This window comes from Ensifer sp. D2-11, assembly GCF_054161295.1.
The window spans coordinates 2,279,349-2,292,402 of the sequence record NZ_CP096433.1; the positions used below are offsets into that span (position 1 = coordinate 2,279,349).

Annotated in this window: 13 protein-coding genes; 6 read left to right on the top strand and 7 right to left on the bottom strand. The window is 62.2% G+C overall.

Annotation, left to right across the window (positions count from 1 at the left end; genetic code table 11):
• Positions 1-34 precede the first annotated feature (34 nt).
• The 4 genes from thrC (at position 35) to M1D34_RS11065 (ending at position 6,547) form a co-directional block, all read left to right on the top strand.
• Positions 35-1,435, top strand: a complete 1,401-nt coding sequence (thrC, locus tag M1D34_RS11050) for a threonine synthase (protein WP_028010196.1) — start codon at positions 35-37, stop codon at positions 1,433-1,435.
• Between the two features lie 15 nt (positions 1,436-1,450).
• A complete protein-coding gene (locus M1D34_RS11055) occupies positions 1,451-2,752 on the top strand; it encodes a M16 family metallopeptidase (protein ID WP_003532299.1) in 1,302 nt (433 codons plus the stop codon).
• A 271-nt stretch (positions 2,753-3,023) separates the two neighbouring features.
• A complete protein-coding gene (locus M1D34_RS11060) occupies positions 3,024-3,635 on the top strand; it encodes a GNAT family N-acetyltransferase (RefSeq protein WP_003532301.1) in 612 nt (203 codons plus the stop codon).
• A complete protein-coding gene (locus M1D34_RS11065) occupies positions 3,635-6,547 on the top strand; it encodes an EAL domain-containing protein (RefSeq protein WP_498779039.1) in 2,913 nt (970 codons plus the stop codon). Before M1D34_RS11060 ends, M1D34_RS11065 begins: the two co-directional genes overlap by 1 nt.
• Positions 6,548-6,704: 157 nt before the next feature.
• Here M1D34_RS11065 and M1D34_RS11070 read toward each other — a convergent pair whose 3' ends face one another.
• The gene (locus M1D34_RS11070; protein WP_003532305.1) at positions 6,705-7,310 is read right to left on the bottom strand and encodes a YqgE/AlgH family protein; all 606 of its coding nucleotides are present in this window, start codon (positions 7,308-7,310) and stop codon (positions 6,705-6,707) included.
• A 203-nt stretch (positions 7,311-7,513) separates the two neighbouring features.
• Between M1D34_RS11070 and M1D34_RS11075 the strand changes: the two genes are divergently transcribed.
• Together M1D34_RS11075 and M1D34_RS11080 are read left to right on the top strand one after the other, a co-directional pair.
• The gene (locus M1D34_RS11075) at positions 7,514-8,341 is read left to right on the top strand and encodes a protein-disulfide reductase DsbD domain-containing protein (RefSeq protein ID WP_498779041.1); all 828 of its coding nucleotides are present in this window, start codon (positions 7,514-7,516) and stop codon (positions 8,339-8,341) included.
• Between the two features lie 55 nt (positions 8,342-8,396).
• Positions 8,397-8,882: a peroxiredoxin gene (locus tag M1D34_RS11080; protein ID WP_003532309.1), complete on the top strand. Its 486-nt coding sequence runs from the start codon at positions 8,397-8,399 to the stop codon at positions 8,880-8,882.
• Between the two features lie 210 nt (positions 8,883-9,092).
• On the opposite strand, the gene rnhA is transcribed toward M1D34_RS11080, so the two are convergent.
• The 6 genes from rnhA to M1D34_RS11110 all read right to left on the bottom strand — a co-directional run bounded on the left by rnhA (position 9,093) and on the right by M1D34_RS11110 (position 13,044).
• On the bottom strand, positions 9,093-9,554 hold the full coding sequence (gene rnhA, locus M1D34_RS11085) for a ribonuclease HI (RefSeq protein ID WP_003532311.1): 462 nt from the start codon (positions 9,552-9,554) through the stop codon (positions 9,093-9,095).
• Complete coding sequence (locus M1D34_RS11090) at positions 9,551-10,531, bottom strand: homoserine kinase (RefSeq protein WP_498779044.1); 981 nt, start codon at positions 10,529-10,531, stop codon at positions 9,551-9,553. The genes rnhA and M1D34_RS11090 overlap by 4 nt, the downstream gene beginning before the upstream one ends.
• Before the next feature lie 155 nt (positions 10,532-10,686).
• Positions 10,687-11,697: a 4-hydroxy-3-methylbut-2-enyl diphosphate reductase gene (gene ispH, locus M1D34_RS11095; RefSeq protein ID WP_127540458.1), complete on the bottom strand. Its 1,011-nt coding sequence runs from the start codon at positions 11,695-11,697 to the stop codon at positions 10,687-10,689.
• 93 nt (positions 11,698-11,790) lie between these two features.
• Complete coding sequence (locus tag M1D34_RS11100; RefSeq protein WP_498779046.1) at positions 11,791-12,558, bottom strand: SURF1 family protein; 768 nt, start codon at positions 12,556-12,558, stop codon at positions 11,791-11,793.
• Positions 12,527-12,910 carry a DUF983 domain-containing protein gene (locus M1D34_RS11105; RefSeq protein ID WP_010968910.1) on the bottom strand — a complete coding sequence of 128 codons (384 nt, stop codon included), beginning with the start codon at positions 12,908-12,910 and terminating at the stop codon, positions 12,527-12,529. The genes M1D34_RS11100 and M1D34_RS11105 overlap by 32 nt, the downstream gene beginning before the upstream one ends.
• Positions 12,907-13,044, bottom strand: coding sequence for a L,D-transpeptidase (locus M1D34_RS11110; protein ID WP_080676637.1), 138 nt, complete (start codon positions 13,042-13,044; stop codon positions 12,907-12,909). The genes M1D34_RS11105 and M1D34_RS11110 overlap by 4 nt, the downstream gene beginning before the upstream one ends.
• Positions 13,045-13,054 lie beyond the last annotated feature (10 nt).

The following is a 13,054-nucleotide window of genomic DNA, read 5'->3' on the forward strand; positions in this document are numbered from 1 at the left end:
TCTCATTCAGACGCGCAAACGACGAAGGATCACGATGGTGAAGTATATTTCGACACGGGGAGAAGCGGCCTCTCTCGGCTTTTGCGATGCTCTTCTGGCGGGACTTGCCCGCGACGGCGGGCTTTACCTGCCGAAGGAATGGCCGGCACTCTCGAAGAAGGAGATCCGGGCGCTGCGCGGCAAATCCTATCAGGAGATCGCCTTCACCGTTCTCGAACCCTTCACCAATGGCGAGATCCCGGCGGCCAAGTTCCGCGAGATGATCGACGAGGCCTATGCCACTTTCCGTCATCCGGCCGTAGCACCCCTGGTCCAGACCGGACCGAACGCTTTCGTGATGGAGCTCTTTCACGGTTCGACGCTCGCCTTCAAGGACGTCGCCATGCAGTTGCTCGCCCGGCTGATGGATTATGTTCTTGCCGAACGGGGCGAGCGGGCGACGATCGTGGGAGCGACATCAGGCGATACCGGCGGTGCCGCGATAGACGCCTTCGCCGGCCGTGATCGCACCGACATCTTCATCCTCTTTCCACAGGGCAAAGTGTCGCCGGTGCAGCAAAGACAGATGACCACGTCCACGGCATCGAACGTGCACGCGGTTGCCGTCAAAGGCAATTTCGACGACTGCCAGAATCTGGTCAAAGCCATGTTCAACGACCAGGCCTTCCGCGACCGCGTGAAGCTTTCCGGCGTCAATTCGATCAACTGGGCGCGCATCATGGCCCAGATCGTCTACTATTTCACGACGGCGGTCGCTCTCGGCGCGCCCGACCGGAAGATCTCCTTCACCGTGCCTACCGGCAATTTCGGCGATATTTTCGCAGGCTACGTCGCCAAGCGCATGGGTCTGCCGATCGACAAGCTGATCATCGCCACCAACGAAAACGACATTCTGGCGCGCACGCTGAAGAACGGCCGCTACGAGATGCGCGACGTCAAGGCGACGACCTCGCCTTCGATGGACATCCAGATCTCGTCGAACTTCGAAAGGCTCATCTTCGAGGCGAACGAGCGCGATCCGGCGGAAGTCCGCGCGGCCATGGCGAGCCTCAGGCAATCCGGCTCGTTCACGATCGGCGACGCAGCGCTGAAAAAAATCCGCAAGGAATTTCGCGCCGGCCGCGCCTCGGAGAAAGATGTGGCGAAAACGATCCGCAAGACCTTCGACGAGACCGGCTATCTCCTTGATCCGCATACGGCAATCGGCGTTTTCGTGGCAACCAAGCACGAGAAGAACTCCGCCCCGATGGTCACCCTTGCGACTGCCCATCCGGCAAAATTTCCCGCCGCAGTAAAATCGGCAAGTGGTATTGACCCCGCGCTTCCGACGTGGCTTGCTGATCTCATGACTAGGGCGGAGCGTTTCGACATCCTGGATCCGGAGCTCAAGAGCGTCGAAACCTTCATCGGCGAGCGTACCCGCGTTCGGGAATAGAGCGAAAGATCACGGATGATGAAAGTTGAGTGCACCCGGCTCCCTTCCGGGCTGACGGTGGTTACCGAGCGAATGCCGCATCTGGAAAGCGTGGCGCTCGGAGTCTGGATCAAGTCCGGTTCGCGCAACGAAACCGTGAATGAACACGGAATTGCGCATCTCCTGGAGCACATGGCTTTCAAGGGCACGAGGCGGCGCAGCGCCCGCCAGATCGCCGAGGAAATCGAGAATGTGGGCGGCGAGGTCAACGCCGCCACCTCGACCGAAACGACGTCCTACTATGCCCGCGTACTCAAGGACCATCTGCCGCTGGCGGTCGATATCCTCGCCGACATTCTGACGGAATCGACCTTCGAGGCGGACGAGCTGCGTCGTGAGAAGCAGGTCATCCTGCAGGAGATCGGCGCGGCGGACGACACGCCGGACGACGTCGTCTTCGATCGTTTTGCCGAGACCGCCTATCGTGGCCAGACGGTCGGCAGGCCGATCCTCGGCACGCCGGAAACGGTGATGTCCTTCAGCGCGGATCAGATCCGCCAGTATCTCGGCCGCAACTATACGACCGACCGCACCTTCATCGTAGCCGCCGGCGCCGTCGATCACGACACCATCGTGCGCCAGGTGGAGGAGCGTTTCGCCTCCCTGCCCGCCGAACCCGTTTGCGCTCCCGTCATCGAGACCGCGCGCTACACCGGCGGCGACAGCCGCGAGAGCCGCGACCTGATGGACGCGCAGGTTCTGCTCGGCTTCGAAGGCAAGGCCTATCACGCCCGTGATTTCTATTGTTCGCAGATCCTTGCCAACATCCTCGGCGGCGGCATGTCGTCCCGCCTGTTCCAGGAAGTGCGCGAACACAGGGGCCTCTGTTACTCGGTCTACGCCTTCCACTGGGGCTTTTCCGATACCGGCATCTTCGGCGTGCATGCGGCAACGGGCGGAGAAAACCTGCCGGAGCTGATGCCGGTGATCGTCGATGAATTGCGCAAGTCGTCCTTGAGCATCGATCAGCAGGAGATCGAGCGTGCCCGCGCACAGATCCGGGCGCAATTGCTGATGGGCCAGGAAAGCCCGGCCGCGCGTGCGGGACAAATCGCACGGCAGATGATGCTGTACGGCCGGCCGATCCCCAATGAGGAACTGATGGAACGCCTGTCGGGCATCACCATCGAGCGCCTCACCGACCTGGCCGGCCGCCTGTTCTTCGACACGGTTCCGACGTTGTCGGCCATCGGTCCGCTCGGGCAGCTCGCTCCCCTGAACGACATATTGTCCTCGCTGACCACGAAGGCGGACGCGATACATGCTGCGGCGAGCTGACCGGCCCCTGCCGGTCGCATGCCTTCCTTCAAGGTCCTCTTTTTCCTTGTACAATTCTTAAAATCGGATTCGATTTGGGCGTAAACTTGTGCCACGTTTCGCAATGAGACAGTGCCCTGAAGCGCATCGCGTTCGATCGGATCCATCCGACGTGCCCTAGGGCATTGTTCTCGTGCAGGTCGTCGTCCAAAACCGCCGCATATTGTTTGGGCGACATGCATTCGGTTCGACCGAACTGCGGCATCGACGCGGTCCTGGCCTGGAGGCATAGATGACAAGATCGGTTTTTCGGTTCCTTTCGCGGCAGCCGGAGACGGTCGAGATCGCCAGCCAGCATTATCTGCTCCGCCTCCCCCGCTACGCCGACTACCGGCAATGGTATCGCTTGCGCAGCGAAAGCCGCGCCTTCCTGGAGCCGTGGGAGCCTACCTGGCGCGCCGATGAAATGACCGAAGGCGCCTTTCGCAGCCGCGTCAATCGCAACGAGCAGGAATTTGCCTCCGGTCAGGCCGTGCCGCTCTTCCTCTTCCACAAGCCGGACGAAACGCTGCTTGGCGGTCTCACCATCGGTCATATCCGCCGCGGCGCTGCGCAGAACTGCATGATCGGCTACTGGATGGGCCAGAAACATGCCGGACAGGGCCATATGTACGAGGCCTTGAAGCTGACGATCCCCTACATCTTCAAGGGGCTCGAGTTGCACCGTATCGAAGCAGCCTGTATTCCAGAAAACGCACGGAGCATCCGGCTCCTTGAAAAGGCCGGCTTTGAGCGTGAAGGCTATTTGAGACAATATTTGAAGATAAACGGGCAGTGGCGGGACCACTTGATGTTTTCGCTCCTCTCCGTCGATGCCGTACCCAACAGGAATTTGCCCCTTTGATGCCCCTGACCCGCAAGCCGCTCGCATGGCCAGCCGCAAGGCTGGCGGCGTTTCTGGTCGCACTCGTCGTTTTCGCCCTTGGTCTTGGCGGCGGCGTTGCGCATGCGCTCGAGCCGGTGAAGATTTCGCGCGAGGACACGGCGCTCGATCTTACCGCCACGACGGAGATCTACAGCGGCAGAGGCGACGCCTTTCAGGTTTCGACCGCCCCCGGCACGGACGGCATCGTCAGACGCATCGAAGTGCGTTCCAGCACGGAAAATCACCAGGGTGACTGGGCCGTGTTCGCGCTCGCCAATGTTTCGGAAGAGCAGCTCGAACGCGTTATCGTCGCACCGCATTTCCGGCTCGTGAATTCGAAGCTCTTCTGGCCCGACCTCGGCTCGCAGCGCATACTCTCGATCACGCCGAGCGAGGGTTTTGCGCTGGACCGGCAACCGAGCGAAGAAGCGGACGTCTTCCGAATCACGCTCAATCCGGGTGCGGTCATCACTTTCGTTGCCGAACTCACCACGCCGGAGCTGCCGCAGATCTATCTTTGGCAGCCGGACGCCTACAAGGATACCGTCAACGCCTTCACCCTGTACCGCGGTATCGTGCTCGGCATCGCCGGGCTGCTCGCGGTTTTCCTGACGATCCTTTTCGTCGTCAAGGGCACGTCGATGTTGCCGGCCACCGCCGCGCTCGCCTGGGCCGTGCTTGCCTATATCTGCGTCGATTTCGGCTTCCTTTCGAAGCTCATCACCGTGACTGCCGACGACGAGCGCATATGGCGAGCGGGCACCGAGGTGTTCCTCGCAGCCGGTCTCGTGGTCTTCCTGTTCACCTATCTCAATCTCAATCGCTGGCATCAGCATCTCGGCTACGCGACGCTCGCATGGATTCTCGGCCTCGGGCTGCTCTTCGGCGTCGCCGTCTACGATCCGGCGATCGCCTCCGGCATCGCCCGCCTGTCCTTCGCGCTGACGGCAACCGTCGGCATCGTGCTGATCGCCTATCTGGGCTTCAACCGTTATGACCGCGCGATCCTTCTCGTTCCAGCCTGGTTGTTGATCCTTGTGTGGCTGTTCGGCGCCTGGCTCGCGGTGACCGGTCAACTCGCCAATGACATCGTGCAGCCGGCACTCGGCGGCGGCCTCGTGCTCATCGTGCTCCTGATCGGCTTCACCGTCATGCAGCACGCCTTTTCCGGCGGGGCCTATCAGCTCGGCCTTTTCTCCGATCTCGAGCGCCAGGCGCTGGCGCTCACGGGATCAGGCGATACCGTCTGGGACTGGGACGTGGCGCGCGACCGGGTTGTTACCATTCCCGATATCTCGCACCAGCTCGGGCTTTCGCTCGGAACGATGAACGGGCCGGTGCGCAACTGGGTGCCGCGGCTGCACCCCGATGACCGCGACCGCTTCCGCGCAACGCTCGACGTGCTGCTCGAACATCGCCGCGGGCGGCTCAACCATGAATTCCGCGTGCGCGCCGAGGATGGCCATTACCATTGGCTCTCGATCCGGGCGCGCCCGGTGCTCGGCGCCAATGGCGAAATCATCCGATGCGTCGGGACCATCAACGACATCACCGAACAGCGCAATTCGGTCGAGCGGCTCTTGCACAACGCGCTTCTGGACAATCTGACCGGCCTGCCGAACAGACAGGTCTTTCTCGATCGCCTGCAGGCGATCCTCCTGATGGGCGACGGCAGCAACTCGATACGCCCGACCGTGCTTGCCATCGACATCGACCGCTACAAGCAGGTCAACGACATGCTGGGGATCGCCGCCGGCGACAATGTCCTCATCGCGCTGACGCGCCGCCTGCGCAGGCTTCTGCGCCCGCAGGACACGCTCGCGCGTCTTGGCGGCGACCAGTTCGGCTTGATCCTCATGTCCGAGCGCGATCCGGCCAAGATCGCCGACTTCGCCGATGCGGTCAGCAAAGCGATCATGGTCCCGCTCAACTACGGAAATCGGGAGATCAACCTGACCGCTTCGATCGGCCTCGTCTCATGGCTCGATCAGGAGCAGAGCGCAGCCGGACTGCTCGACGATGCCGAGCTTGCGATGTTCCGCGCCAAGAAGGCGGGCGGCAACCGGGTCGAGCCGTTCCGTCCGGCTTTCCGGACCTCCGGCTCGGACCGCCTACAGCTCGAAGCCGACCTGAAGCGCGCCATGGAGCGCAAGGAGCTTTCCCTCGTATACCAGCCCATCGTCCGCCTCAGCGATGCCGAGATCGCCGGCTTCGAGGCGCTCATGCGCTGGGACCATCCGAAGCGCGGAAATATTTCGCCGACCGAATTCATCCCCATCGCGGAGAATTCCGAGCTGATAAACCAGCTGGGCCTGTTCGCCTTCGACAAGGCCACGAGCGATCTTGCCGAGTGGCAGACGCAGACCGGCGACCTGCCGATCTTCATCTCGATCAATCTGTCGAGCGCACAGCTGCTGAACAACGAACTCTATGACGACATGCGCGCGATTCTCAGCAAGAGCCGCTGCGATCCGGCGCAGATCAAAATGGAACTGACGGAATCGCTTGTCATGGAGAACCCCGAGCAGGCCAGGCTCGTGCTCGAAAAGCTTCGCGAGGCCGGGCTGCGGCTGGCGCTCGACGATTTCGGCACCGGCCACTCGTCGCTCTCCTACCTCACCCGCTTCCCTTTCGACACGATCAAGATCGACAAGGCGCTGGTGCGCGATCCAAGCGACAAGCGCGCCGTCATCCTGCGCGCGGTGATCACGATGGCGCGCGAGCTCGACATGCGGGTGGTCGCGGAGGGAATCGAATCCGAGGAGGATGCGATCCAGCTCGCGCAGATGGGCTGCGACTACGGTCAGAGCTTCCTGTTCGGTCCGCCGGTGGGATCGGAATCGATCCTGAGGCTCCTGAAGGAGCGATTTCCGCTGATGAAGCGGGCTTGAGGGCATCTGCCCTGTCAGCCGCTCATTGCGCGATGGGGCGGCACGTTCCTCCTGCAGCCCCCGGCGTGAGAGATGCTCGAGTGACTGCCGCTTGTCCCTTCGCCCCGCCTGCGGGGAGAAGGTGCCGGCAGGCGGATGAGGGGCAATCAATCAGTTTTCAGGCGTGGCCTGAGTCCGTCGAGAGCATCGCCGGGCTGACACCCATCAGGGCCAGCGCTCTGTCGTACTTCTCGTCGAGGTCCCGGCTGAAGATCAGCTCCTCCTGCGCAGGACAAGTCAGCCAGCCGTTCTGGGTGATTTCGGCCTCCAGCTGGCCTGGGCCCCAGCCCGCATAGCCGAGCAGCATGGTCGCCTTGAGAGGTCCCTCGCCGCGCGAGATCGCCCTGACGATATCGAGCGTCGCCGTGAGGCAGATGTCGTCACTGACGGGAATGCTGGAGTCGCTCAGGTAATCGTCCGAATGCAGTACGAAGCCGCGCCCGGTCTCAACGGGGCCCCCGGCCTGGATCTGGAACTCGCGCGTAGCCGACGGCAGGCGGATCGCCTCATCCGGGTCGAGAAGCTGCAGGTGCAGCAGAACATCCGGGAAGGTCAGGCGCTGCGGACGATTCAGGATGAAGCCCATCGCCCCGTCTTCGGAATGGGCGCAGACGAAGATGACCGTCCGGGCGAAATTGGTGTCGAACATGCCGGGCATGGCGATCAGGAATTGACCGTCAAGGAAGCCGCGTTCGCGTATCGTATGCAGCACGTTTTTCGCCATGATGATGATAGCCTATCAATTCGCGACGAAATGAAAAGCGCTTCTACGTGGCGTTCGCCGAAATTTGCGCCCACGCAAGCGACACCCTGTCCATGCTCTCGTCTTGCCGATCAAGCAATTATGATCGCAGCGGCATACCGGGACCGCTGGAGACCAAGGGCGAAACGCGATACAGCTTTGGCATGACCCGACGCTCGACCCCAATGAAGATGGCCCAGCGCATCGCGACGGCAAGCCTTTTCCTCGCTTTTTTTCTGCCTGCCCGGTCCTATGGAGCCGCCAGCGAATGGGTGACCTCACCCGGTGGCGATTTCCGCATTGTCGCTTCGCAACCGAAGCCGGATGGTGCCATTCCCGCCATTCTCGAGGTTCGGCTCAACCCCGGCTGGAAGACCTATTGGCGGGATCCGGGCGCAAGCGGCATACCGCCGCAGGTCACCCTCGATCCCTCCGGCGGCGTCTCAATGCAGTCGATCCGCTTCCCGGTGCCGAAGACGTTCGGCGAAGGACCGGGACGCTACACCGGATATGATGCGCCGGTGGCGTTCCCGCTGACGCTGAAGAGAACCGGCAACGGCGGCGACGTCACCATCCGGGCCTCCGTCTTCCTCGGCATCTGCGAAGATATCTGCATTCCCGTGCAGGGGGATGTGACCGTCGCGCTCAAAAGCGGCGAGTTCGACAATCCGCTCGACGGTGCGCGCATCGAAAAGGCTTTCTCCGCACTGCCGGAGCAGCCGTCCGAGAACTTCAGGGTGGTGAACGCGAAATTCGATGCGGCCGCCGGCATGGTACGACTCGAGTTCCTGTTGCCGCCGGATGCGGCTGCCGGGTCAGCCGATCTCTTTCTCGCCGGGCCGCCCGGCGTCTTTTTCGGCAAGCCGGTTTTTCACGGTGCGCAGGGCGCCGAGCGTCGGGCCGACGTTCCGGTGAAGCTCTCCGGCAAGGACAAGAACATCGCGGGAAAGCCGATCACGCTCACCCTGCGCGCGGGCAGCCGCAGCATGGAAACGATGCTTGCCTTTGATTGAGCCGACCCTATAGTCCTGCGAAACCCCGCTACTGCATAGAGACGAGGAGAGACCAGTGACCATTGCCGTCGGAGACAAGCTGCCCAACGCCACCTTCAAGGAGAAGACCGCAGACGGCCCGGTCGAGGTAACGACCGAGCAGCTCTTCAAGGGCAAACGCGTGGTTCTTTTCGCCGTGCCGGGTGCTTTTACCCCGACCTGCTCGCTCAACCACCTGCCCGGCTATCTGGAAAATCGCGATGCCATTCTTGCGCGCGGGGTCGACGACATCGCCGTTGTCGCGGTCAACGACCTGCATGTGATGGGCGCCTGGGCGACCCATTCCGGCGGCATGGGCAAGATCCATTTCCTCTCGGACTGGAATGCCGCCTTTACCAAGGCGATCGGGATGGAGATCGATCTTTCGGCCGGCACGCTCGGCATCCGCTCGAAACGCTATTCGATGCTGGTCGAGGACGGCGTCGTCAAAGCGCTGAACATCGAGGAAAGCCCGGGACAGGCGACCGCTTCCGGTGCGGCCGCGATGCTTGAGCTGCTTTGATTCTTAAAACGGACTGCGTGCATCTGCCCCTCATCCGGCCTGCCGGCCACCTTCTCCCCGCACGCGGGGCGAAGGGACAAGCGGCATGCTCCAGTTCTAGAGCGAGCGCTCGGGAAAGACCCCGGGGCGTTCGCCGCTTGCCCCTTCTCCCCGCGTGCGGGGAGAAGGTCGCGGCAGCGGGATGAGGGGCAATAACAGACGGAGAGCTTTCTATTTCACCGCGTCCGCACGACGCGCCTTCTTGAACGGTTCCATGCCCTTGCGCGCAAGTTCGTCGGCGCGTTCGTTCTCCGGATGGCCGGCGTGGCCCTTCACCCAGTGCCAGGTCACGTTGTGGCGGTTCCTTGCCTCATCGAGCGCCTGCCATAACTCGCCGTTCTTCACCGGCTTCCGGTCGCCGGTTTTCCAGCCGTTGCGCTTCCAGCCGTGTATCCATTTGGAGATACCGTCCATCACATATTTGCTGTCGGTATGGAGATCGACTTCGCAGGGCTGCCTGAGCGCGTTGAGGGCAGAGATCGCCGCGAGAAGCTCCATGCGGTTGTTCGTCGTCTCCGCCTCTCCGCCGGACATTTCCTTCTCCACGTCGCCGTAGCGCAGGACCGCGCCCCAACCGCCCGGTCCGGGATTTCCCGAGCACGCACCGTCGGTAAAGATGTCGACGTGCTTCATGCCGGAGCCCCTTCGCGTCTGAGGCCATATTCGGCGCTCGAGACGATGGCGCGGTGGAAGCGGATCTTCGTCAGATATTCGAGCGGATCTTTCTTGACCACAAGCGCGCCCGGCGGCGTCATCAGCCAGTCATAGAGGCGCGTCAGGAAGAAGCGGAGCGCGGACCCGCGCGCAAGCAGCGGCAGCGCCTCGACCTCTTCCGCCGTCAATCTCCGCACGCTCTCATAGCCGGAAAGCAGCGCCATGCCCTTGGTGATGTTGTAGGAGCCATCCTTCTCGAAGCACCAGGAGTTCAGGCAGATGGCGACGTCGTAGGCGAGGAAATCGTTGCAGGCGAAATAGAAATCGATAAGGCCGGAAAGACGATCGCCGAGGAAAAACACGTTGTCCGGGAAGAGATCAGCGTGGATCACGCCTTCCGGCAGGTCTTTCGGCCAATGCTCCTCGATAAAGGCGAGCTCCGTCGCGATCTCGTCCTTGAGGCCGGCTTGAACCTCGTCGGCACGCGCTTCGGAGTTCCGCCATAGCGGTCGCCAGCCTTCGACGGAGAGCGCGTTGAGGCGCTTCAGGGGAAAGCCCTCGCCCGCCTGGTGCATCGATGCGAGCGCCCGGCCGACCTCGCGGGAGTGCTGCGCCTCGGGCTTTCTCAGCCACATGCCTTCCAGAAACGAGATCACGGCCGCAGGTCTTCCAGAGAGCGTTCCGAGAAGCTTGCCGTCGGCGCGTGGAAGGGGCAGCGGACAGGAAAGCCCACGCTCGGCGAGGTGATGCATGAGGCCCAGGAAAAACGGCAGATCGTCGGCGTTTACCCGCTTCTCGTAGAGCGTGAGGATATAGGCCCCTTTGGTCGTGTGGAGAAGGAAGTTTGAATTCTCCACGCCTTCGGCGATCCCCTTGTAGGAGGTCAGCGATCCCACCTCATAGGCGGCGAGGAAACGGATCAGCTCGTCTTCCGTGATATCGGTATAAACTGCCAAGGCGCGTTACTTTCCAGAGATGCGAATTGCGAGAATTTAAGCGGCTAGAGCACTTCCAGGAAAAGTGTGTAACGGTTTTCCGTCCGGAAGTGCGTTGGTTCAAATGGGTAGAGCCTTCCAGTGTTTCCATGAAACATTGAAATGCTCTAGCTTCGCTACTCGCCGTTGACGAAGGCCATGTCGGCCCCCGTCAGTTCGACGTGCCGGAGCTCGCGGTTAACGAGAAAGTGCTCATTTTCCTCCACCGTGTCGGCAAGCTCGACCGTGGCATCGTAGCGCTCGCGGAACGCTTCGATGATCTCGTTGACGATCACCTCCGGCGCGGAAGCACCCGCCGACAACCCGACCATCGAGATATCCCCCACCGTCGCCCAGTCGATTTCCGAGGCGCGCTGGACGAGAACGGCTTTTTTCGCCCCTGCCCTCAGCGCAACCTCGACGAGGCGCTTCGAGTTCGATGAATTGGGTGCGCCGACGACCAGGAAAAGGTCGCAGCCGGGCGCCGCCTGCTTCACCGCTTCCTGCCGGTTCGTGGTGGCATAGCAGATCGAATCGGCCGCAGGTGCCGTCAGGTTCGGAAAGCGCTCATGCAGCCGCTTGATGACGCCGGCGGTATCGTCGACCGAGAGCGTCGTCTGCGTGACGAAACCGAGATTCTCCGCGTCCGGCGGCATATAGACGTCGGCATCCTCGACGGTCTCGACGAGGGAGACCGCCCCCTCCGGCAATTGCCCCATGGTGCCGATGACCTCGGGGTGTCCGGCATGGCCGATCAGCACGACGTGGCGTCCCATGCGATGATGGCGCATCGCCTGCTTGTGCACCTTCGAGACGAGCGGGCAGGTGGCGTCGAGGTAGAAGAGATTGCGCTCGTCCGCATCGGCCGGAACGGATTTGGGCACGCCATGGGCGGAGAAGACCACGGGCTGCTTGCGGTGCTCGGGCGGGATCTCGTCGAGCTCCTCGACGAAAATCGCCCCCTTGGCTTCGAGCCCCTCCACCACGTAACGGTTATGCACGATCTCATGACGGACATAGACCGGCGCGCCGAACTCCTTGAGCGCGAGCACCACGATCTGGATCGCCCGGTCGACGCCCGCGCAGAAGCCACGCGGCCCGCAGAGGCGGATGGTGATCGGGGTTTTTGCTGCTGCGGATGGGGCCATCATGAAAACGCCAGTGGAACGAACAAAGCCGGATGTCGGCATGGGCCATATATAGCGGCAACGATCGGGCACACAAGGAAGAACCGGCGCGCCCTACCGCCTGCGCCGGTAGATGTAGATGCCGCTGACGGCGACGAGGGCGGCTGCAAGGCCGTACCAGGTCAGCGCATATTGCAGGTGATTGTTCGGCAGATCGAACTGGGTCACGCCGCCGATCGGCAGACCGCCGGGATTGTCCGATGCATCGGCATCGATAAAGAAGGAAACGACGCGATCGGATGCGAGGCCGGCAGAGTCCGCCATCGTATCGAGGTCCTTCCAGTAGAAGATGTTCTTGGCGGCGTCATTGTCCGGTACCAGGGACGACGGCTTTCCGGAAAGCTTCGGCCGCGCCAGACCGTTGATGGTCACACTTCCGGCGATCTGCCCTTCGGCCCGCGTGGAGGCATCCTTCTTCTCGAAGGGGACGAAGCCGCGGTTCACGAAAATGGCCCGGCCGTCGGCCAGCATAAGAGGCGTGAAGACGTAGAAGCCCGTGCGGCCTTCATGGGTGGCGAAGAAATGGCGCTCCTTGCCGTGGTCGTACACGCCGGACACGTACACTGTCCGGTAGTCGGTATCCCCGCCGGCCGCGGCCATGGCCTCGATCTTGTCGAACGAGACGGCCGGCGCCGAGCGCCGCTCGGCAATTGCGCCGATCAGCGCCTCCTTCCAATGCAGCCGTTGCATCTGCCAGGTGCCCAGCGACACGAGCACAGCGAAAGCGGCGAGCACCAGGACAACGCCCGCCGCACGGCCGGCGCGGCTGCGCGGAGCCGGCATGCGCTCGTCAACCACGGTCGATTTCACCCGGACGTGCATTGTTGCGGTATTGCAGATTGATGAGCACGCCCTTCAGCATACGCGTCAGCGCCAGGCTCAAGACGGTTGCAAGCGGAATCCACAGGAGGAAATGCAGCCAGAGCGGCGGGTTGACATTGATCTCCATCCAGAGCGCCGCGCCGACGACGACGAAGCCGACGATCAGGATGACGAAGACGACCGGACCATCGCCGGAATCCGCGAAACCATAATCGAGCTCGCAACTGCCGCAGGCCGGCCGAACCTTCAGCAGCCCGTCGAAGAGCTTTCCCTGGCCGCAGCGGGGGCAAAGACCCTTGATTCCCGTCATCACGGGATCGACGGGCGGATAGAGCGCCTTGTCTTCGTTCATGGGTTGATCACGATCGCGGTATTGTTGGGAACCATGTCCCGGATTTCGTCCATCTCGGCATTGGTAACGGCAATGCAGCCATTCGTCCAATCGAACATCTGCGTCAAAAACGCCAGCCAGCCGAAATAAGCCATATGTTCAAAT